Source organism: Amycolatopsis sp. NPDC114478 (genome assembly GCF_055633805.1).
Window position 1 is genome coordinate 184372 of record NZ_JBVKDO010000008.1, and the last position, 21911, is coordinate 206282.

Consider the following 21911-nt stretch of genomic DNA (forward strand, 5'->3'; position numbering starts at 1 on the left):
GGGCAGGGCGGTCGGCCGATGGCGGGACTCCCGCGCGCCGGGGGTGGCGCTTTCCCGGAAAACCCCCACGCCCGGCGGTGAAGTCACGGGAGCTCGGGGGCCTCCGGGACGACCAGGGTCTCGGGCGTCGCCGGGTTCTCCTCGACCAGCCACAGCACACCCGCCGGCGGCAGCTGGAGCACCGCCGAGGCCGGCTGGCCGTGCCACGCGTCCTCGGTGGCCTCGACCGCGCCCAGGTTGCCGACGCCCGAGCCGCCGTACGCCTCCGCGTCGGTGTTGACCACCTCGCGCCAGCGTCCCGCGGCAGGCAGGCCGACGCGGTAGTCGTGGTGCGGCACGCCTGAGAAGTTCGCGATGCAGGCCAGCCGCGAACCGTCGGTCCCGATGCGCAGGAAGCTCAGCACGTTGCCGCTGGAGTCGTTCGCGTCGATCCAGCGGAAGCCGTCCGGGGACGTGTCCTGGCTGAACAGCGCCGGAGTCGACTTGTACACCGAGTTCAGCGACCGCAGCAGGTCCTGGACGCCGCGGTGCAGCGGCTCGTCCAGCAGGTGCCAGTCCAGCGACCGCTGCTCCGACCACTCGGACGGCTGGCCGAACTCGCCGCCCATGAACAGCAGCTGCTTGCCCGGGTGCGCCCACATGAACGCCAGCAGCGAGCGCAGCCCGGCCGCCTTGTTCCACGCGTCGCCCGGCATGCGGCCCCACAGGGATCCCTTGCCGTGCACCACTTCGTCGTGCGACAGCGGCAGGACGAAGTTCTCGCTCCACGCGTACACCAGCGAGAAGGTCATCTCGTTGTGGTGGTACGCGCGGTGGATCGGCTCGTGGGACAGGTATCGGAGCGTGTCGTGCATCCAGCCCATGTTCCACTTGAAGCCGAACCCGAGGCCGCCCAGGTGGGTCGGGCGCGTGACGCCCGGCCACGCCGTCGACTCCTCGGCCACCATCACGATGCCCGGGTGTCGCTTGTAGACGGTCGCGTTCAGCTCCTGCAGGAACCTCACCGCGTCCAGGTTTTCGCGGCCGCCGTACTGGTTCGGCAGCCACTCCCCTTCGTTGCGGGAGTAGTCGAGGTAGAGCATCGAGGCCACCGCGTCCACGCGCAGGCCGTCGAGGTGGAACTCCTCGATCCAGTACAGCGCGTTGGCGACGAGGAAGTTGCGGACCTCGTTGCGGCCGAAGTCGAACACGAGCGTGCCCCAGTCGGGCTGCTCCCCTCTCCGCGGGTCCGCGTGCTCGTACAGCGCGGTGCCGTCGAACTTCGCCAGCGCCCAGCTGTCCTTCGGGAAGTGCGCGGGCACCCAGTCGACGAGCACGCCGATGCCCCGCTGGTGCAGGCGGTCGACGAAGTAGCGGAAGTCGTCCGGGGAGCCGAAGCGGGACGTCGGCGCGTAGTACGACGTCACCTGGTAGCCCCACGAGCCGCCGAACGGGTGCTCCGACACCGGCAGCAGCTCCACGTGCGTGAAGCCGGTCTCGACCAGGTAGTCGCCGAGCTGGTCGGCCAGCTCCCGGTAGTCGAGCCCGGGCCGCCACGAGCCGAGGTGGACCTCGTAGACGCTCATCGGCGCCGCGGCCCACTGGGTCGCTTCGCGGGTGTCCACCCACTCGTCGTCTTCCCACACGTAGGACGACGTGGTGACGACCGAGGCCGTCGCGGGCGGCTGCTCGGTCCCGAACGCCATCGGGTCGGCCTTCTCGTGCCAGTTCCCGTCGGCGCCGAGGATGCGGAACTTGTAGCAGGTACCCGCGCCGACGCCGGGGACGAACAGCTCCCAGATCCCCGACGAGCCGAGCGAGCGCATCGCGTGGCCGCGCCCGTCCCAGCCGTTGAAGTCGCCGATCACGCGGATGCCGCGGGCGTTCGGCGCCCACACCGCGAACGACGTCCCCTCGACGACCCCGTTCGGCGTCTCGTACGAGCGGACGTGCGCGCCGAGCACCTCCCAGAGCCGCTCGTGGCGCCCTTCGCCGATCAGGTGCAGGTCGAGCTCGCCGACCGTGGGCAGCCAGCGGTAGGGGTCGTCGGTGGTGACGGTGTGCCCGTCGTACTCGACCTCCAGCCGGTAGTCGCCCGGGTGCTCCGGCACCGCGGCGGCGAACAGCGCGTCGATCACCGGCTCCAGCGGGTAGCGGTGCTCGCCCGCGAGCAGCGTGACCCCCTTGGCGCCGGGCAGCAGCGCCCGGGCCGCGAAGCCCTTGCCCACCGCGTGCACGCCCAGCACCGAGTGCGGGTCGTGGTGCGAGCCGGCGAGCAGCCGGTCGATGTCCGCGGCCGGCGGGGCCGCGGCCGGGAGGCCTTCCGGTACCGCGTTCACGGTGTCATCCCTCTCCGTCGGTGATCCGGGCGATCGAGGCGAGCGGCACGCCCAGCCAGTCCGGCCGGTTCGCGTGCTCGTAGCCCACCTCGTAGACCGCCTTGTCCAGTTCGAAGGCGCGCAGCAGCTCGCCCGCCTCGCGCGGGTCCGCCGCCACCGCCGCGTAGCCCTCGCAGAACGCCGCGCGGTTGCGTTCCGACCACTCGTGGGCGCGCTCGGCCAGCGCCGGGTCGTCCGGCTGGCCGACCAGCATCTGCTGGGCCGCGTAGTCGAACGACCTCAGCATGCCCGCCACGTCGCGCAACGGCGACCGCAGCGCGTGCCGCTCCTCGACCGGGGCCGCGGGCTCGCCCTCGAAGTCGATCAGCAGCCAGCCGCCGACCGTCCGCAGCACCTGGCCGAGGTGCAGGTCGCCGTGGATGTACTGCATGGTGACCGAGTCCAGCGGCAGCGTGCGCAGCTTCTCGAACGCCGCCCGCAGCGCCGGGGCGTGCGCGGCCAGCTCGGGCACCCGGCCGGCGATCGTGTCGAGCCGGTCGAGCATCGCCTTGGCCGAGCGTTCCAGCTCGTCGGCGTCGACCGGCTCGGTGCCGAGCGCCTCGGCCAGGTCCGCGTGCACCTCGGCGACCGCGCGCCCGAGCCGCTCGGCCTCGCCCGCGAAGTCGCCGCCGACCTCCCCGGCGTGCAGCTCCGGCGCCGCCATCAGGTCGCGGACGCTGGTGGTGGCCATCGCCCAGCCGTCGACCGCGTCGGAGACGAACTGCTGGAGCATGCCGACCGTGGTCGGCTCGCCGTCGAGGTCGCCGGTGATCGAGCCGAGCGGGGCCGCGATGTGCTTGCTGCCGACACCCTGCAGCGCGCGGTGCAGCAGCAGGTCCTTGTTCTTGCCCGGGCTCAGCTTCCGGAACAGCTTGAGGATGTACTGCCCGCCGTAGACCAGGGAGGTGTTGCTCTGCTCCGACGTGATCGGCCGCGCGCGCAAACCGGTCTCCAGCTCGACGCCCGGCTCGTGCTCGAAGACGAGCGAGCCGACGCTGCCCTCCCGCGCCATCAGGTCCAGCAGCACGCCGGTGACGTCGAGGTCGCCGGACGCCTCGTAGGCGTTGAGGTCGCCGACCGCGCCGATCCAGCTGCTGGACGCGATCTCCGGCGGGTGCGTCCGCCGGCCCACGAGCAGCTGGTACGGCTCGCGCCGGTCGTCCTGGACGACCTCGACGACCACGTGCAGCAGCTGCGGATCGCCTGCGACCAGCTCGGTCACGCCGAGCGGCCGGACGCCGGTCACCGGCCGGTCCTTGCCGGCGAACCAGCGCTGCTCCGGCAGCCAGCGCTTCAGGTCCTCGGTCAGGTCGTCGACCAGCTCACGCGGGTCGGACAAGGGACTCACCTCGCTTCGCCTTCGTCTCCCGAGCTCGTCAGCTGGAACCAGTAGAAGCCGTGCCCCGGCAGCGTCAGCAGGTACGACAGCTCCCCGATGCTGGGGAACCGCACGCCGCCGGTGAGCTCCACCGGCGTGCACCCGCGGTGCGCGGACAGATCCAGCTCCACCGGCTGCGGGAACCGGGAGAGGTTGTTCACGCAGAGCACGACGTCTTCGCCGCCGTCCGGGCGCCGCCACTGGCGCTTGTACGCCAGCACGCTCGGGTTGGACCCGCCGAGGTCGACGAACTCGCCTTCGGCGAACGCGTGGTGCTGCTTGCGCACCTCGATCATCCGCCGGGTCCAGTTGAGCAGCGAGGCGTCGTTGTTCGACTGCGCCTCGACGTTCAGGCCCTGGTAGCCGTACACCGGGTCCATGATCACCGGCAGGTAGATCCGGCCCGGGTCGCAGGAGGAGAACCCGGCGTTGCGGTCCGGGGTCCACTGCATGGGGGTGCGCACCGCGTCGCGGTCGCCGAGCCAGATGTTGTCTCCCATGCCGATCTCGTCACCGTAGTACAGAACGGGCGAGCCCGGCAGGGACAGCAGCATCGCGGTGAACAGCTCCTGCTGGTTGCGGTCGTTGTCCAGCAGCGGGGCCAGCCTCCGGCGGATGCCGATGTTGGCCTTCATGCGCGGGTCCTTGGCGTACTCCGCGTACATGTAGTCGCGCTCTTCGTCGGTGACCATCTCGAGGGTCAGCTCGTCGTGGTTGCGCAGGAAGATGCCCCACTGGGCCCCGCTGGGGATGGTCGGGGTCTGGGTGAGGATCTCCGAGATCGGGAACCGGGACTCGCGGCGCACGGCCATGAAGATCCGCGGCATCAGCGGGAAGTGGAACGCCATGTGGCACTCGTCGCCGCCGACCGCCGGGTCGCCGAAGTACTCGACGACGTCCGACGGCCACTGGTTCGCTTCGGCCAGCAGGATGCGGCCCGGGTACTCGTCGTCGACGACCTTGCGGCAGCGCTTGAGGAACTCGTGCGTGCGCGGCAGGTTCTCGCAGTTGGTGCCCTCCTGCTCGAACAGGTACGGCACGGCGTCCAGGCGGAACCCGTCGATGCCCAGGTCGAGCCAGAACCGCAGGGTGTCGATCATCGCGTTCTGGACGTCGACGTTCTCGAAGTTCAGGTCGGGCTGGTGGGAGAAGAACCGGTGCCAGTAGAACTGGCCGCGCACCGGGTCGTAGGTCCAGTTCGACGTCTCGGTGTCGACGAAGATGATCCGCGCGTCGGCGTAGCGGGAGTCGTCGTCGCTCCACACGTAGTAGTCGCCGTACGGGCCGTCGGGGTCCTGGCGGGACTGCTGGAACCACGGGTGGGCGTCCGAGGTGTGGTTGAGCACCAGGTCGGTGATCACCCGGATGCCCCGCCGGTGGGCCTCGTTGAGCAGGAAGACGAAGTCTTCGACGCTGCCGAACTCCGGCAGCACCGCGCGGAAGTCGCTGATGTCGTACCCGCCGTCGCGCAGCGGCGACGCGTAGAACGGCGGCAGCCACAGGCAGTCGATGCCCAGCCAGGCCAGGTAGTCCAGCCGGCCGGCCAGGCCTCTCAGGTCGCCGGTGCCGTCGCCGTTGGAGTCGGCGAACGCGCGCACCAGCACCTCGTAGAACACCGCGCCCTTGAACCACTCCGGGTTGCTCGGCGCCTGCTGCGCCGACCGGAAGTCCCCGGCCTGCGGCTCGACGAGCATGCCGTCCGCGGTCATCGCCTCACCGGTGTGCGGCACGCCCTCCAGTCCCAGAGCCGCGTCGGGCCGGGTTTCTTCCGCCATGTGTTCCACCTCGTCCCTCGAGTCCCTGTCCTTCCCCGCTCAGCCGGCCAGCCGGCGTCTCACCGACACGACGTGCGCCACCGCGCGCCAGGGTTCGAGCCGGACGTAGTTCGCCGGGCCCCAGTCCCAGGTGTCGCCGGTGACCTCGTCGTGAGCGATCAGCCGTTCGTGGGCCTCGAACCCGAGCGCCTCCGTGTCGAGCCAGAGCGTGCCCTCCTGGGGCCCGTACGGGTCGAGGGTGACGACGGTGACCACGGTGTCGCCGGTGGCCGGGTCCTGTTTGGAGTAGGCCAGCAGCGCGTCGTTGTCGATGTGGTGGAAGTGCAGCGTGCGCATCTGCTGCAGCGCCGGGTGCGCGCGGCGGACAGCGTTGAGCTTCGCGATCCACGGCTCCAGCGAGCGGCCCTCGGCGAGCGCGCGCTCGAAGTCGCGCGGCCGCAGCTGGTACTTCTCGGAGTCGAGGTACTCCTCGCTGCCGTCGCGGACCGGGACGTGCTCGAACAGCTCGTAGCCGGAGTAGACGCCCCACGTCGGCGAGATCGTCGCGGCGAGCGCGGCCCGCAGCGCGAACATGCCCGGGCCGCCGCGCTGCAGCGACTCGTGGAGGATGTCCGGCGTGTTGACGAACAGGTTCGGCCGGCCCTCGTTCCAGTGGTCGCGCAGGTCGACGGCGAAGTCGATCAGCTCCTGCTTGCCGGTCCGCCACGTGAAGTACGTGTAGCTCTGGGTGAAGCCGAGCCGGGCCAGGCCCCACAGCCGCGCCGGGCGGGTGAACGCCTCGGCGAGGAACAGGACGTCCGGGTGGGCGTCCTTGACCGACTGGATCAGCCAGGCCCAGAAGTCCGGCGGCTTGGTGTGCGGGTTGTCGACCCGGAAGATCTTGACCCCGTGGTCGATCCAGACCGTGATGACCCGCAGCATCTCCTCGTAGACGCCCTTGGGGTCGTTGTCGAAGTTGATCGGGTAGATGTCCTGGTACTTCTTCGGCGGGTTCTCCGCGTACGCGATCGAGCCGTCCGGGCGGGTGGTGAAGAACTCCTGGTTCTTGAGCACCCACGGGTGGTCCGGCGCGGCCTGCAGCGCGAAGTCCAGCGCCACCTCCATGCCCAGCTCCTCGGAGCGGGCGACGAAGGCGTCGAAGTCCTCGAAGGTGCCGAGGTCGGGGTGGATGGCGTCGTGCCCGCCCTCGTCGGAGCCGATGGCCCACGGCGAGCCGACGTCGTCGGGCTTGGCGTCGAGGGTGTTGTTGGGGCCCTTGCGGTTCACGCGGCCGATGGGGTGGATCGGCGGCAGGTAGACGACGTCGAAGCCCATCTTCGCGACGCGGTCGAGCGCGGCCGCGGCGGTGGTGAAGGTGCCGTGCACCGGCTTGCCCTCGGCGTCGAGCCCGCCGGTGGAACGGGGGAACAGCTCGTACCAGGAGCCGAACGCGGCCCGGCGGCGGTCGACCCAGACCTTGTGCGGCTTGCCCTTGGTGATCAGCTCGCGCACCGGGAACTCGCGCATGAGCTGGCGGATCTCGGGCGACAGCGCGGGCCCGACCCGCTCGGCGAGGCCGCGCTCTTGGTCGCGCAACGCCGCCACCGCGCCGGTCAAGAGCGCTTTCTCGGCCCGGCGGTCCGGGCGGCGGGAGACGCGCTCCAGCAGCCGGGCGCCGTTCTCGAGGTCGTTCGCGAGATCCTCGGGTCCCTGCCCGGCGGCGACCTTCACCTCGACGTTGTGCTCCCACGTCGCCCAGGGGTCGCCCCACGCGTCGATGCGGTAGGTCCACAGACCCGTGGTGTCCGGGACGATCACCGCGGCGAACTCGTCGGGGTGGTCGGGACCGCGCGGCACCATCCGCGTCTGGCGGGTCAGCCGGTCGGCCGGACCGCGCCACGCGACGGTGGCCGCGACGGCGTCGTGGCCTTCCCGCCAGACGGTCGCGGTGACCGGGATGTGTTCCCCCACAACGGCTTTGGCCGGATACCGGCCGCAGCTCACGCTGGGGGAGACGTCGTCGATGCCGAGCCGGCCGGTCATGGGCAACGCCCCTCGGTGTGTTCGGTTGGACGCAGGCGACGCCAGTCTGCCTGACTCGATCAAGCGCCTGGGAGGCAGGGTTCTCTACGGTGTACCCACGCGGCCGCGGACGAAACGCTTTCCCCGCAACGAATTTCCGGATGATGTCCGGGACGTGAAGATCGTGTGCGAATGCGCGGGACCGACACGCGGACCCGAACGGCGAACACCCGTACCCGAATGGACGAACCGGCCACCGCCGGACCGGATCGCCGTCAGGGGCCTTCGATCGGCGTCTCCGCCGCCAGGCGCGGGGCCCGCAGCAGGAGCAGCGACCGCGACTGCAGCGTCACCCGGCTCTTGGCCTCCAGGGCACCCGGGTTGGCCGGGCTGCCGTCGGCGGTGCTCGTGTCGAGCGTCGGCTTGAACGTCTCGCCGTACTCGCGGCCGGGCAGCACCACTTCGGCCGGCTCGTCGCCCGCGTGCAGCCACAGCAGCCACGAGTGGTCGGCCACCAGTTCGCCGTCGCGGTTGCGGGCCTGGCTGTTCGAGCCGTCGATCCACATGCCGAGCGTGTGCCGGTCCTCGAACCAGTCGGTCTCGCCGAACTCCTCGCCGTCCGGGCGGAACCAGACCAGGTCCGGCTGGCCGGTCGGCGTCGTCCGGCCTTCGAAGAACTCCGGCTGCCGCAGCGCCGGGCTGTTCGCCCGCAGCCGCACGACGCGGCGGGCGAAGGTCAACATGGCCTCGGCCTCGGGATCTTCCGGCGTCCAGTCCAGCCAGGACGTCTCGTCGTCGACGCAGTACGCGTTGTTGTTGCCGCCCTGGGTCCGCCAGAACTCGTCGCCCGCGGTGATCATCGGGGTGCCGGTGGACAGCAGCAGCGTCGCGAACAGGTTGCGCACCTGCCGCGCGCGCAGCTGGCGGATCTCGGGGTCGGTGGTGTCGCCCTCGGTGCCGTGGTTCCACGAGCGGTTGTCGTTGCCGCCGTCGCGGTTGTCCTCGCCGTTGGCCTCGTTGTGCTTTTCGTTGTAGGACACCAGGTCCCGCAGCGTGAAGCCGTCGTGGGCGGTGACGAAGTTGATCGACTGCCACGGCCGGCGCAGGTTGTGGTCGTACAGGTCCGACGAACCGGACAGCCGGTAGGCGAGGTCGCGGACGCCGGTCGCGCCGCGCCAGAAGTCGCGCACGGTGTCGCGGTAGCGGCCGTTCCACTCCGCCCACTGGGCGCCGAAGCCGCCGACGCGGTAGCCCTCGCCGGTGGCGTCCCACGGCTCGGCGATGAGCTTGCAGCGCGAGAGCACCGGGTCGGTGGTGATCGCGGTGAGCAGCGTCGACGCCGGGTCGAACGGGCCGCCACGGGCCCGGCCGAGCGTGCTGGCCAGGTCGAACCGGAAGCCGTCGACGCCCAGCTCCTGCGTCCAGTACCGCAGTGAGTCGGTGACCAGCCGGACCACGGTCGGCGAGCCGGCCTCCAGGGTGTTGCCGCAGCCGGTGATGTCGGCCATGTGCCCGCGGTCGGTGTGCAGGTAGTACACCGGCGCGTTCAGCCCGCGGAAGCTCAGCGTCGGGCCGTCCGGGCCGCCTTCGCAGGTGTGGTTGAACACGACGTCGACGATGACCTCGATGCCGGCCGCGTGCAGGGCGGCCACCATCAGCCGGAACTCCTCGACCTCGTGGCCGGGCTCGCTGGCGTAGGCGGCGTGCGGCGCGAAGAAGCCGAGCGGCGAGTACCCCCAGTAGTTGTGCCGCCCGGCCCGCACCAGCGACGGCTCGTCGAGGAACGTGTGCACCGGCAGCAGCTCCACCGAGGTGACGCCGAGCCGGGTCAGGTACTCGATGGCGACCGGGTGGGCCAGGCCGAGGTAGGTGCCGCGCAGCGCCTCCGGGATGAACGGGTGCCGCTGGGTGAACCCCTTGACGTGCAGCTCGTAGATCACCGCCTCTTCGAACGGGACCTCCGGCTTGACGCCGGTGTCCGGGCCGCCGGGCGAGGACACCACCGACAGAGGCACGCTGCCCAGGGAGTCCACAGTGGACATCGGACCGCGTTCGGGGTCGCCGGTGAAGCCCTGGGCCGCGCTCAGGTCGGTGAGGCCGCCGGTGATCTGCCGGGCGTAGGGGTCGACGAGCAGCTTGTGCGGGTTGCAGCGCAGGCCGCGGGCCGGGTCGTACGGGCCGTGGACGCGGTAGCCGTAGCGCTGCCCCGGCGTCACCCCGGGCACCAGGCCGTGCCAGACGCCGAACGTGCGCTCGGTGAGCGCGATCCGGCGTTCCGACCCGTCGGCGTCGATCAGGCACAGGTCGACCGCGTCCGCGACGGCGGAGGTGATCGCGAACCGGACCCCGCCCGCCTCGGGGTGGGCCCCGAGCGGGAACGGGCGTCCGGCGCGGACGTGCTGGGTCGAGGGTCGTGTGGCCATTCCTGAATCGTCCCAGATCCGGCCCGTCCCCCGCGCCCCTATACCGGGACGGTTACCGGGCCGCCGCCGTTTCGACGAGGACGAAGGTGTCCGGCGGCAGCTGCGCGGCACCCCCGTCCACAGTGGCTTCCGCCCAGGTCAGCAGGGTCGTCGTGGCCCCAAGCGGGAGCGTGACCGGGCCTTCGCCGAAGTTGACGGCCAGCCGCAGCGCGCCGCGGTGCAGCACGAGCCAGGACCCGTCCGGCGCGGAGTCGACGCGCAGGTCGCCGACCCGGGGGTCCGCGAGCTCGGGGTGGTCGCGGCGCAGCCGGATCAACGCTCGGTACAGGTCCAGCACCTCGCGGTGACCGGGCTGGTCGGCCTCGGCCCAGTCGAGCCGGGAGCGGTCGACCGTGGCCGGGTCCATCGGGTCGGGCACCTCGGACTCGCCCCAGCCGTGCCGGGCGAACTCGCGGCGGCGGCCCGTGCGGACCGCCTCGGCGAGCTCCGGGTCCGGGAAGGAGGCGAAGAACTGCCACGGCGTGCTCGCCGCCCACTCCTCCCCCATGAACACCATCGGCGTGAACGGCGAGCAGAACAGGATCGCCGCGCCGCAGGCCAGCCGGTCCCGGGACACGGTCGCGGACAGCCGGTCGCCGGTCGCGCGGTTGCCGATCTGGTCGTGGTTCTGCAGGTAGGCGAGGAAGCGGTGGCCCGGCACGGTCCGGGTGTCGACCGGGCGGCCGTGCGTCCGCTCCCGGAACGACGACCAGGTCCCGGCGTGGAAGAACACCTCGCGCAGGACCCGCTCGACGGCGTCCTGCGCGGCGAAGTCCGTGTAGTAACCGGACGTCTCGCCGGTGAGCTTGACGTGCAGGGCGTGGTGGAAGTCGTCCGACCACTGGGCGTGCAGGCCGTACCCGCCGCGCTCGCGGGGGGTCACCAGCCGCGGGTCGTTCAGGTCGGACTCGGCGATCAGCGTCAGCGGCCGGTTCAACGCCGCCGACAGCGCCTCGGTCTCGGTGGCGAGCTGTTCGAGCAGGTGGACCGCGCGCCGGTCGAGCAGCGCGTGCACCGCGTCCAGGCGCAGCGCGTCGACGTGGAAGTCGCGGAACCAGCTCAGGGCGTTGTCGACGACGTACCGGCGGACCTCGTCCGAGCCGGCGCCGTCGAGGTTGAGGCCGGGGCCCCAGTCGTTCTGCCCGGCGAAGTACGGCCCGAACTTGTCGAGGTAGGCCCCCGACGGCCCGAGGTGGTTGTAGACGACGTCGAGCACGACGGCCAGCCCCCGCGCGTGCGCCGCGTCGACGAACCGCTTGAAGCCGTCCGGCCCGCCGTAGGGCTCGTGGACCGCGCCCCAGAGGACGCCGTCGTAGCCCCAGCCGGCGGTGCCGTCGAAGGAGTTGACCGGCAGCAGCTCGACGTGGGTGATGCCGAGCTCGACGAGGTGGCCGAGCCGGTCGATCGCCGCGTCGAAGGTGCCGCCCTCGGTGAAGGTGCCGATGTGCAGCTCGTAGACGACCCCGCCGGGGAGCTGGCGGCCGTGCCAGGCGTCGTCCGTCCAGTCGAACTCGGCGTGGTCGTAGACGCGCGACTCCTGGTGGACGCCGTGGGGCTGCCACCGCGACCTCGGGTCGGGCAGCCGCTTCTCGTCGTCGTCCAGCAGGAAGGCGTAGTTGATGCCCTCGGCCTCGGCGTGCCACCAGCCGCCCTCGCCGGCGGTCATCTCGTGCACGCCGGCGTCGACGCTCACCCGGACCCGACCGGCGGCCGGGGCCCACACGCTGAACCTCATGCCTCTCCTCGCACCAGCAACGCGACGGGATACCGGTCGAACAGGGTGGCCACGTCCGGAGTCGCGTCGCGGCCGGTCAGGACGTCGGTCCAGACGCCGTCGGGCAGCGGCAGCACGGTGTCGCCCCAGCCGCCGCCGGCCTCGAGCCCGACCGGCAGCCGGGTCACCGCGACGGCCAGGTCCGCGGAGCGCGTGAAGGCCAGGACGTGCTTCGCGGCCGCGCCTTCGGCCCGCAGCGGCCGGTAGCCGCGGAACAGCGCCGGGTGTTCGCGGCGCAGCCGCAGTGCCTTGTGCACGACCAGGAGCTTCGCCGCGCCGGACGCGTCGATCTCCGGCTGCTCGCCATCGGCGACCCGGGCCAGGATCTCGCGGCGGACCGCGTAGTCGACCGGACGGCGGTTGTCCGGGTCGACCAGCGAGAAGTCCCACAGCTCGGTGCCCTGGTAGACGTCGGGGACGCCGGGCGCGGTCAGCTGGACGAGCTTCTGGCCCAGCGAGTTCGCGTAGCCGGGCCGCTCGATCCGCGCGACGAACGCTTCGATGTCCGCCGCCAGCTCGGCGTCACCGATGACGTCCGCCGGCCACGCGGCGACGTCGGCCTCGAACGTCTCGTCGTGGTCGGTCCAGCTGGTCCGGAGCTTGGCCTCCTTGGCCGCCTTGTCGAGGTAGCCGCGCAGCCGGTCCGGCTCGATCGGCCAGGTCGACACCAGCGTCTGCCAGGCGAGGAGGTTCAGCGCCGGCTCGGCGATCCCGCGGCGCACCGTCCACCGGCGGACGGCGTCGGCGAACTCGCCGGGCAGCTCGGCCAGCACGGCCATCCGCGCGCGGGTGTCCTCCGAGCGCTTGGTGTCGTGCGTGGTCAGCGTCGTCATCGCGGCCGGGTGCCCGGCCTCGCGCTCGGCCGCCAGGCGGTGGAACTCCTCGACGTCCAGGCCGAACCGGTCCGGGTTGCCGCCGACCTCGTTGAGCGCGGCGAAGCGGGTGTAGCGGTAGAACGTCGTGTCCTCGGTGCCCTTGGCCACGACCATGCCGGAGGTCTGCTGCAGCCGGGTGGCCAGCTCGCCGTCCGGCTCGGCGCGGACCTGCGCGTCGAGGGCGTCCAGCGCGGCGCCGAGGTCGGGCCGGGCTTGCCGCGCCCCGGCGATCGCGGCCGCCCAGTGCGCCGCGCCTTCGGGCAGGTACGAGCGGTAGACGGGGAACGCGATCATGGTCTCGGCGACGGCCGCGCGCGCCGCGTCCTGGTCCAGCCCGCGCAGCAGCGCCGCGATCCGCCGGACCTCGGCGACGAGGATGCGGTCGGTGACCAGCCGCCGGGCCTCGGCCTCGACGCGGTGGTAGCCGGTCTTCACGCCCAGTTCGGTGGCCAGCTCGGTGAAGCCGGGCTCGCCCGCCGGGTCGACGAAGACGCCGGCGATCTCGCGCAGGGCGTCGTAGCCGGTGGTGCCGTCGACCGGCCAGCTCTGCGGCAGCGGCTCGCCCGGGTGCAGGATCTTCTCCGCGACGATCCACGCGTTCGGCGCGTTCTCCCGCAGCCGCCGGAAGTAGCCGCCCGGGTCGGCGAGGCCGTCCGGGTGGTCGACGCGCAGGCCGGTGACGTCGCCGTCGGCGACCCAGCGCAGGACCTCGCCGTGCGTCTCGGCGAACACCTTCGGGTCCTCGACGCGGACCGCGGCCAGGTTCGTGATGTCGAAGAACCGGCGGTAGCCCAGCTCCGCGTTGCCGCGGCGCCAGCCGATCAGGCGGTAGTGCTGGCGCTCGTGGACCTCCTGGGGCGTCCCGGCTTCCGTGCCGGGCGCGATCGGGAAGCGGTGGTCGTAGTAGGCCAGCTCGCCGTCCTCGACCGACAGCTCGGCGACGGCGTCGTCGTCGCCGAGCACGGGCAGCAGCAGCGGGCCGCGCTCCCAGTCGATGTCGAAGAAGGACGCGTACTCGGAGTCGCGGCCGCGCTCGAGCACGTCCCACCACCAGCGGTTGAGCTTCGGCACCTCGACCGACATGTGGTTCGGCACGATGTCGACCACCAGCCCGAGCCCGAGCTCCTTCAGCAGCGCGCTGAGCTCCTGGCGCGCCGCCTCGCCGCCCAGCTCCGGCCGCGCGCGCGTCGGGTCGACGACGTCGTAACCGTGGGTCGAGCCGGGTGCCGCGTCCAGCACCGGCGATGCGTAGAGCGCGCCGATGCCCAGGTCGCGCAGGTAACCGGCGATGCCGGCGGCGTCACCGAACGGGAACTCCGGGCGCAGCTGCACCCGGTAGGTCGACTCCGGCACCGTCATGCGGGCTCCGTCCGCTGCAGCACGATCAGGGACCGGGCGGGCAGGGTGAGCTGGCCGCCCCCTTCGATGGGTTTCGCGTCGAGGGGCTCGACCTCGCCGGTCGCCGTGTCGACGACGACCGTCCAGGCCTGGCCGTAGCCGTTGCCCGGCAGCTTGGCGTCGATGTCCTCGTAGTGCGCATTGAACGCGAGCAGGAACGAGTCGTCCTCGACGTGCATCCCGCGCGGGTCGAGGTCCGGGATGGCCTGGCCGTTGAGGAAGACGACGACCGCCTTGCCGAAGCCGTCGTCCCAGTTCTGCTCGGTCATCTCCTCGCCGGCCGGGGTGAACCAGGCGATGTCGCCGAGCTTGTCGCCCTTGCCGACCGGGCCGCCCTGGAAGAACCGGCGGCGGCGGAACACCGGGTGGCGGTGCCGGAACGCGCCCAGCCCGCCGGTGAACCGGACCAGGTCGGCGTGCTCGGTGGCCAGCTCCCAGTCCATCCAGGACAGCTCGGAGTCCTGGCAGTAGACGTTGTTGTTGCCCTGCTGGGTCCGGCCGAACTCGTCGCCGTGCAGGATCATCGGCACGCCCTGCGACAGCATCACCGTCGCCAGCATGTTGCGCTGCTGGCGGGCGCGCAGCTCGTTGACCTCCGGGTCGTCGGTCTCGCCCTCGACCCCGCAGTTCCACGACCGGTTGTCGTCGGCGCCGTCGCGGCCGTCCTCGCCGTTGGCCTCGTTGTGCTTTTCGTTGTAGGACACCAGGTCCCGCAGCGTGAAGCCGTCGTGCGCGGTGACGAAGTTGATCGACGCGAACGGGCGGCGGCCGTCGTCCTGGTAGAGGTCGGACGAGCCGGTGATCCGCGACGCGAACTCGCCCAGCGTCGAGGGCTCGCCACGCCAGAAGTCGCGGACGGTGTCGCGGTACTGCCCGTTCCACTCCGTCCACAGCGGCGGGAAGTTGCCGACCTGGTAGCCACCGGGACCGACGTCCCACGGCTCGGCGATCAGCTTCACCTGGCTGACGATCGGGTCCTGCTGCACGAGGTCGAAGAACGTGGACAGCCGGTCGACGTCGTAGAACTCGCGCGCCAGGGCCGAGGCGAGGTCGAAGCGGAAGCCGTCGACGTGCATCTCCGTCACCCAGTACCGCAGCGAGTCCATGATCAGCTGCAGGGTGTGCGGGTTGCGCACGTTGAGGGAGTTCCCGGTGCCGGTGTAGTCCATGTAGTACTCGGGCTCCCCCTCCACCAGCCGGTAGTAGGCCTCGTTGTCGATGCCCCGCATCGACAGCGTCGGCCCGAGGTGGTTGCCCTCGGCGGTGTGGTTGTAAACCACGTCGAGGATCACTTCGATGCCGGCCTCGTGGAAGGCCTTCACCATCCCCTTGAACTCCTGGACCTGGCCGCCCTCGCCGGGCATCGCGGCGTAGGCGTCGTGCGGCGCGAAGTAGCCGATCGTGTTGTAGCCCCAGTAGTTCGTGAGGCCCTTCTCCTCCAGCCCGTGGTCGGAGACGAACTGGTGCACCGGCAGCAGCTCGACCGCCGTCACGCCGAGCTTCTGCAGGTGCTCGACGACGGCGGGGTGCGCCATCCCGGCGTACGTGCCCCGCAGCGCCTCCGGCACGAACGGGTGGTTCACCGTCATGCCCTTGACGTGGGCTTCGTAGATGACCGTCTCGTTGTACGGCCGCTTCGGCTGGCGGTCGTTACCCCAGTCGAAGAACGGGCTCGCCACCAGCGAGTACGGCACCCGGCCGGCGGAGTCGGCGTCGTTGCGCTCCTCCGGGTTGCCGAACTGGTAGCCGAAGAGCGATTCGTCCCACTTCACGCCGTGCGAGACGGCCTTCGCGTACGGGTCGATGAGCAGCTTGTTCGGGTTGCAGCGCAGGCCGCGGGCCGGGTCGTACGGGCCGTGCACCCGGAACCCGTAGCGCTGGCCGGGGCCGACGTTGAGCAGGTAGCCGTGGTGGACGAAGCCGTCCACCTCTTCGAGCGCGTACCGCGTCTCGTTGCCCTCGGCGTCGAACAGGCACAGTTCGACTCGCTCGGCGACCTCGGAGAACAGGGCGAAGTTCGTCCCGACTCCGTCGTAGGTCGCGCCGAGCGGGTAGGGCGTTCCGGGCCAGGGCCGCACTGGGGTCTCCTCGAGCTTTCACAGGGTTGTTCCGGGCGCGTCCGCGCTCGCGGACGCGCATCACTGCGGGGGTCGTACGCCGGGGAGTACCCGTTACCCGGGCAACGGACGCGCCGCTGCCAGCGGCGCCACCGCGGCGCGCACCCCCTTCGCGGTGAAGAAGCCGTCGACGCTGACGGGAAGGGGAATCCGCCAGTTAGGGTACTGGTCGACTGTCCCGGGCAGATTCGGCTGCCGCACCTGGCCCGCGACGTCGGCCGGAGACGTCAGCACCAGCCGGGATGCCGCTCGCGCGAGCAGGGTGTGCAGCGCGACGACCATGTCGTCTTCCGGAATCCCTTCCCGGGCAAGGAGTTCCCGCAGCGCTTGCCGTTCGGCGGCGGCCGCTTCTTCCTCCGCTTCGACGCCCCGGTCCAGCAGGCCCAGCTCGGCCCGGACGCGGACGTGCTCCCCCTCCAGCCAGCCGGAGACGGTCGGCAGGTCGTGGGTGGAGATGCTGGCCATGGCCTCCGGGTCCCAGGTGGCCGGGCGCGTGAACGGCTTGCCCGGCGCGTCCCAGTCGCGTTCGAACCACAGCACGGCCGAGCTGAGCATGCCGCGCTCGTGCATGGTCTCGGTGACCGTCTCCTCAACCGTGCCGAGGTCCTCCCCCACGACGACCGCGCCGGCCCGGTGCGCCTCCAGCGCGAGCACACCGACCATGGCCTCGGCGTCGTAGTGGACGTACGTGCCGCGGTGCGCGGGCTCGCCCGGTGGGATCCACCACAGCCGCCAGAGCCCGGCGATGTGGTCGACGCGGATGCCGTCGGCGTACCGCAGGACGCCGCGGATGACGTCCCGGAACGGCGCGTAGCCGGCTTCGGCGAGCTTGTCCGGCCGCCACGGCGGCAGGTTCCAGTCCTGGCCCTGCTGGTTGAAGGCGTCCGGCGGCGCGCCGACGCGGACGTCGGCGGCGAAGACGTCCCGCACCGCCCAGGTGTCGGCCCCGCCGGGGTGCACGCCGACCGGCAGGTCGTGCACGATCCCGACGGTCATCCCGGCTTCGCGGGCCTTCCTGCGGGCCTCTTCCAGCTGGATCCGGCAGAGGTGCTGCAGCCACGTGTGGAAGCCGACGCGCTCCTTCAGCTCTTCGCGGGCCTTCTCGACTTCGGGGCCGGCCGGGTCGCGCAGCGGCTCCGGCCAGTCCCGCCAGTCGGCGCCGTGCTGCTTGGCGAGGGCGCAGAAGAGGGCGAAGTCTTCGAGGTCGGCGTCCGTGGGCAGCTCTTCGACGCGGTGCGGCCAGAGCAGTTCGAGGGCGGCGCGCTTCGCCGTCCAGACGGCGTCGTAGTCGATCAGCTCGCCGTCGCGGTCCGGGGCGAGCGAGACGACCGCCTCCTGCGTGGCGGCGTCGGCCTGCTCGAACGTCTCGGTCGCGGTGACGCGCAGGTAGATCGGGTTGGCGAAGCGCCGGCTCGCGGGCGAGTACGGCGACCGCTCGACCGGGTGGGCCGGGCTGAAGGCCTGGACGGGGTTGACCAGCAGGACGCCGGCGTCCAGCTCCGAGGCCGAGCGGGCGGCGAAGGTGGCGAGGTCGGCGTAGTCGCCGATGCCCCAGGAGCCGGCCGAGTGCAGGGCGTAGAGCTGCAGCATCCAGCCCCAGGCAGGCGGGACGTCCGGCAGCTTCGCGGGCACGACGGCGAGCACGACGTCCTGCCCGGCGGTGACCACCCGGTGCCAGCCGAGCGGCAGGTCGTCCGGCAGCGCGCCGGTCACCCGGCGCCGGGACCCGTCTTCGAGGATCACCTCGGCGTCCGCGGGCAGCGGCCGGCCGGTGCCCTCCTTGAGCACGATGGTCGGCGGCAGCCGGTCGGGAGCCTGCTCGGACAGGGCGGCGGCGACGGCGTCGTCGCTGGTGGCGTCGACCCCGAACTGGCCCAGCACGGCGACGACGACGTCGTCTTCGACTTCGACCCACTCCTGGTCGGCGTTCTCGTACCGGGTGGCGACGCCGTGGCGGTCGGCGAGCTGGTGCAGGGCGCTGCGGGCGGGGATCTCGTCGGGCACGGGACCAGCATTCCGGTGCTGGGCCGTTCCCGCCATCTGCACGGCCCAGCGTCACTCCGGGAGCCGATCTGCGCGAATCCCCGTGACCTTCTAACTTCTCCTCATGGGTGTGCGGAGAACCTTGAACGTGGACGAAGTCCTGAAGCGCCAGGACTCGGGGGAGCTCAAGCGGCGGCTGCGCGGGCGCGACCTGGTCGGCTTCGGCATCGGGATCATCATCGGCACCGGGATCTTCACCCTCGCGGGCGTCGAGGCGAAGACCCACGCCGGGCCGTCGGTGACGCTGTCGTTCGTGCTCGGCGCGGTCGTCGCCGGCCTCGCGGCGCTCTGCTACGCCGAGCTCGCCTCGAGCGTCCCGACCGCCGGAAGCGCCTACACCTACGCCTTCGCCACCCTCGGCGAGATCTTCGCTTGGATCATCGGCTGGGACCTGCTGCTGGAGTTCGCGCTGGGCGCCGCCGTGGTGTCGCGCGGCTGGTCCGGCTACCTCGCCAACCTGCTCGGGCTGTCGCCGGAGTGGTTCGGCGAGGACGCGAAGGTCAACATCGGCGCGGTGCTGATCATCGCCGTGCTGACCGTGGTCGCCGTGCTGGGGATCAAGGAGTCGGCCTGGCTGACGAACCTGCTCGTCTGCGTGAAGGTCGCGGTGTGCGTGCTGGTCCTGGCGGTCGGCCTGTTCTTCGTCAAGGGCGCGAACCTGACGCCGTTCATCCCGCCGGCCCAGCCGGCCGCGAGCGGGTCGACGGTGCTGGAGCAGCCGCTCGTACAGGCCGCGCTCGGCCTGGAGCAGTCGGTCTACGGCATCGCCGGCATGGTCACCGCCGCCGCGATCGTGTTCTTCGCCTACACCGGCTTCGAGGCGCTCGCCAACCTCGGCGAGGAGACGCTCAACCCGCGCAAGGACCTGCGCGTCGGCATCCTCGGCGCGCTCGGCGTGTGCGCGCTGCTCTACATCGGCGTGTCGATCGTGCTGACCGGCATGATCCCGTTCACCGACATCGACACGGGCGCGCCGCTGGCCGACGCGTTCGACCGGGTCGGCCAGCACTGGGTCGGCGCGCTCATCTCGCTCGGCGCGGTGACCGGCCTGACGTCGGTGATGATGGTCGAGCTGGTGACGATCGGCCGCATCGGCTTCGCGATGGGCCGCGACGGCCTGCTCCCGAAGGCCCTCGGCACGGCGCACCCGAAGTGGGGCACCCCGCACCGGATGACCATCGGCGGCGCGGCGCTGATCGCCGTACTGGCGGCGTTCATCCCGATCTCCGAGCTGGCCGACATGGTCAGCATCGGTGCGCTGTCGGCGATGATCATCGTGGCGGTGGCGGTCCCGGTGCTGCGCCGCCGCCGTCCCGACCTCGAGCGGCCGTTCAGGGTGCCGTTCTCGCCGGTGGTCCCGATCTTGGCGGCGCTGGCATGCTTCTACCTGACGCTCAACTTGAACGTGCTGACCTGGATCCGCTTCGCGGCGTGGCTGGTGATCGGTTTGGTGATCTACTTCGCCTACGGCCGCAAGCACTCCCGCTTCGCGACCGGCTCGGAGGTCAGTCCCAGTAGGACGGAGTGAGGCCGGCGACGCGGGCCGCCTCGCGCGTGGCCGCTTCCTGGTCCGCGTCTACGACCACCAGGACCCCCAGCCCGGCCAGCGCCGCCGTCATCCACTCGACCGGCTGGTCGTGGATTCCGTTGTCCCCGAACGACGGGTAAGTGTCCACAACGGACAGCAGCGTGCCTTCCGCGCCGATGCGGATGCCCGCCACCAGCACGAAGTGGCCGCCGGGCGGACGCCAGCGGGACGTCCACAGTGGAGGGATGCCCGTGTCGAGGTAGTCGAGCAGCGCGCGCTCCGGGGTGTCGTGCGCGCCGAGCTCGGCGGCGTCGATCCGGGCGATCACCGCGACGCGCGGGATGTCCCAGAGGCCGGCCAGCAGGTCGAAGAGCGTCTCGGTGGTCCACTCCCCCGTCACCGGCACCGCCGCGAGGGCGCCGCCCGACAGCGCGCCGATCGCCGTAGCCAGCCCGGAAACTCGCGTTCCCGCCGCGGCCGGGTCGTCGACCAGCGGCACCGGCAGCCGGAAGTCCGGCCGCCCCGCCTCGCCCCGCGGGCGCACGACCGGCCCGCGGACGGTGCCTGCGGCCACCGCGACGGCGTCCTGGTCGAGCACGTCGAGCCCGGCCGCGCGCAGCGCCGCCAGGCCGCAGAACGCCGCGGCCAGGCCGTCCTTCTGGGGCAGCTCCGCCTGGGCCACCGCGGCCAGCCGGGCGCCGCCCGGCAGCCACCGCACCCCGGACAGGTCGAGCTGCCCGCCGTCGATCCCCGAAGACATCGGTCCCCTCAGCGACTTCCTTTTCCGGTCCTCAATAGCGCCACAGGTGTGCGGCGACGATCTCCTCGACGCTCCGCTCGGCCGCCCACGCCGCGTCCGACGCCCGGACCGCGCGGAACGCGCCCAGGAGCTCGTCGCCGAGCACGCCGGCGATCCGCGGCGAAGCGAGCAGCGCGGCGTCCTGTTCGACGGTGTCGGCCGGCAGCCGGCGCACGCCGCGCGTTTCGCGTTCGCCTTCGGTCCAGCCGCCGGGGTCCTCCGCGATCGGGTCGGGCAGCGCGACCGCGTCTTCGATGCCGGCCATCCCGGCTGCGAGCACGACGGCCAGCGCGAGGTAGGGGTTGGCCGAGGCGTCGGACGTCTTGAGCTCGACGTTCGCGTGGTCGGCGCCCAGCAGCGGCGAGCCCGGTACGTACCTCAGCGGCGCTTCGCGGTTCTCGACGCCCCAGAAGGCGTACGCGCCCGCGAAGAAGCCGGGGCGCAGCCGCAGGGTCGACGGGACGCTCGGCGCGGTGATCGCGGTCAGCGCCGGGAGGTCGCGCAGGAGCCCGGCGAGGTAGCCCTCGTCGGCCGGTCTGCCGTCGCCGCCGGGTTCGAGGAGGTTGCGGCCCTTGCGGCGGACGGAGGTGTGCAGGTGCCAGCCGTTGCCGGCGGCGCCGAGCCCGATCAGCGGCGCGAAGCTGGCGACGAGGCCGTGCGTGCGGGCGGCGGCGTGGATGGTCTGGCGGGCCAGGAGCTGGTCGTCGGCGGCGGAGACGGGGTCGGTGGCGGCGAGCGAGAGCTCGAGCTGCGCGACGCCGTACTCGGCGTGCAGCTGGCCGATCCGCAGGCCGTTGGCGGCGAAGTCGTGCAGCAGGGCGGCGACGAAGCCGTCGAGGCCGATGAGGGCGTGCGGGCTGTAGGCGGGCCCGGGGTGCCCGGGGTTCTCGGTAATGCCGGCACTCCCCGCGGGCGCGACGGCGAACTCGAGCTCGTAGCCCGCCCGGAACTCCAGCCCCCGCCGCGCGCCCTCGGCGACCTGCGCTTCGAGGACGGCGCGCTGGCAATACGGCCAGGGCTCGCCGTCCTGGGTGACCTGCCGCACGGGCGCCCAGGCGAGCGCGGGCTGCCCGGCGAGCCGCCGCAGCCGCTCGACGACGGGCACGAGCCGGATGTCCCCGGAGGGCGTGGCGAGGCCGGCGTGGCCGTAGGTGATGGCGTCGTGGCTGTCGAAGACGGCGAAGAGCGAGGTGGCCCCGACGCCACGGGTGGCGGCCTCGGCGAGCCCGGCGACAGGGACGATGCGCGAGCGCGGGATGCCGTTGTTGTCCGCCCAGGCGAGGTGGACCCCACCCACCCCGGCGGCCGCGAAGTCCTTCGCCGCCGCCGACGCCGCTTTGGTCATGACCACCTGCTTCCGCTCGGCCCGGAGGTAAGTATCCCGGTCACCGACGGCGACGGCCA

Annotated in this window: 12 protein-coding genes; 1 reads left to right on the forward strand and 11 read right to left on the reverse strand. The window is 72.0% G+C overall.

Annotated features, from left to right (window positions below; genetic code table 11):
- Positions 1-83 precede the first annotated feature (83 nt).
- The 9 genes from glgB to malQ all read right to left on the reverse strand — a co-directional run bounded on the left by glgB (position 84) and on the right by malQ (position 18141).
- The gene (glgB, locus tag ACZ7OH_RS23720) at positions 84-2318 is read right to left on the reverse strand and encodes a 1,4-alpha-glucan branching protein GlgB (protein WP_470282748.1); all 2235 of its coding nucleotides are present in this window, start codon (positions 2316-2318) and stop codon (positions 84-86) included.
- A gap of 4 nt (positions 2319-2322) precedes the next feature.
- Positions 2323-3696 carry a maltokinase N-terminal cap-like domain-containing protein gene (locus tag ACZ7OH_RS23725; protein ID WP_470282749.1) on the reverse strand — a complete coding sequence of 458 codons (1374 nt, stop codon included), beginning with the start codon at positions 3694-3696 and terminating at the stop codon, positions 2323-2325.
- Between the two features lie 5 nt (positions 3697-3701).
- Positions 3702-5510 (reverse strand): maltose alpha-D-glucosyltransferase, encoded by a 1809-nt coding sequence (gene treS, locus ACZ7OH_RS23730; protein ID WP_400889701.1) that lies wholly within the window; start codon positions 5508-5510, stop codon positions 3702-3704.
- 39 nt (positions 5511-5549) lie between these two features.
- Entirely contained in the window at positions 5550-7532 is a 1983-nt protein-coding gene (locus ACZ7OH_RS23735; RefSeq protein ID WP_470282750.1) for a maltotransferase domain-containing protein, read from the reverse strand.
- Between the two features lie 254 nt (positions 7533-7786).
- The gene (gene glgX, locus ACZ7OH_RS23740) at positions 7787-9934 is read right to left on the reverse strand and encodes a glycogen debranching protein GlgX (protein WP_470282751.1); all 2148 of its coding nucleotides are present in this window, start codon (positions 9932-9934) and stop codon (positions 7787-7789) included.
- Positions 9935-9986: 52 nt separating this feature from the next.
- Positions 9987-11708 carry a malto-oligosyltrehalose trehalohydrolase gene (gene treZ, locus ACZ7OH_RS23745; protein WP_470282752.1) on the reverse strand — a complete coding sequence of 574 codons (1722 nt, stop codon included), beginning with the start codon at positions 11706-11708 and terminating at the stop codon, positions 9987-9989.
- A complete protein-coding gene (treY, locus tag ACZ7OH_RS23750; protein WP_470282753.1) occupies positions 11705-13981 on the reverse strand; it encodes a malto-oligosyltrehalose synthase in 2277 nt (758 codons plus the stop codon). The genes treZ and treY overlap by 4 nt, the downstream gene beginning before the upstream one ends.
- Positions 13978-16098, reverse strand: coding sequence for a glycogen debranching protein GlgX (gene glgX / locus ACZ7OH_RS23755; RefSeq protein WP_400889691.1), 2121 nt, complete (start codon positions 16096-16098; stop codon positions 13978-13980). The genes treY and glgX (ACZ7OH_RS23755) overlap by 4 nt, the downstream gene beginning before the upstream one ends.
- Positions 16099-16191: 93 nt before the next feature.
- On the reverse strand, positions 16192-18141 hold the full coding sequence (gene malQ / locus ACZ7OH_RS23760; RefSeq protein WP_470282754.1) for a 4-alpha-glucanotransferase: 1950 nt from the start codon (positions 18139-18141) through the stop codon (positions 16192-16194).
- A gap of 127 nt (positions 18142-18268) precedes the next feature.
- Between malQ and ACZ7OH_RS23765 the strand changes: the two genes are divergently transcribed.
- Positions 18269-19708, forward strand: coding sequence for an APC family permease (locus ACZ7OH_RS23765; protein WP_470282889.1), 1440 nt, complete (start codon positions 18269-18271; stop codon positions 19706-19708).
- Here ACZ7OH_RS23765 and ACZ7OH_RS23770 read toward each other — a convergent pair.
- Together ACZ7OH_RS23770 and ACZ7OH_RS23775 are read right to left on the reverse strand one after the other, a co-directional pair.
- Entirely contained in the window at positions 19686-20468 is a 783-nt protein-coding gene (locus tag ACZ7OH_RS23770; protein WP_470282755.1) for a DUF6885 family protein, read from the reverse strand. The genes ACZ7OH_RS23765 and ACZ7OH_RS23770 overlap by 23 nt on opposite strands.
- A gap of 31 nt (positions 20469-20499) precedes the next feature.
- Entirely contained in the window at positions 20500-21852 is a 1353-nt protein-coding gene (locus tag ACZ7OH_RS23775) for a type I glutamate--ammonia ligase (protein WP_470282756.1), read from the reverse strand.
- Positions 21853-21911: the final 59 nt, after the last annotated feature.

What these genes read in the sequence shown, in the direction of transcription:
- treS (WP_400889701.1), bottom strand. Translation starts at nt 5,510, where the DNA reads ATGGCGGAAGAAACCCGGCCCGACGCGGCTCTGGGACTGGAGGGCGTG.
- ACZ7OH_RS23735 (WP_470282750.1), bottom strand. Translation starts at nt 7,532, where the DNA reads ATGACCGGCCGGCTCGGCATCGACGACGTCTCCCCCAGCGTGAGCTGC.
- glgX (WP_470282751.1), bottom strand. Translation starts at nt 9,934, where the DNA reads ATGGCCACACGACCCTCGACCCAGCACGTCCGCGCCGGACGCCCGTTC.
- treZ (WP_470282752.1), bottom strand. Translation starts at nt 11,708, where the DNA reads ATGAGGTTCAGCGTGTGGGCCCCGGCCGCCGGTCGGGTCCGGGTGAGC.
- treY (WP_470282753.1), bottom strand. Translation starts at nt 13,981, where the DNA reads ATGACGGTGCCGGAGTCGACCTACCGGGTGCAGCTGCGCCCGGAGTTC.
- ACZ7OH_RS23770 (WP_470282755.1), bottom strand. Translation starts at nt 20,468, where the DNA reads ATGTCTTCGGGGATCGACGGCGGGCAGCTCGACCTGTCCGGGGTGCGG.
- ACZ7OH_RS23775 (WP_470282756.1), bottom strand. Translation starts at nt 21,852, where the DNA reads ATGACCAAAGCGGCGTCGGCGGCGGCGAAGGACTTCGCGGCCGCCGGG.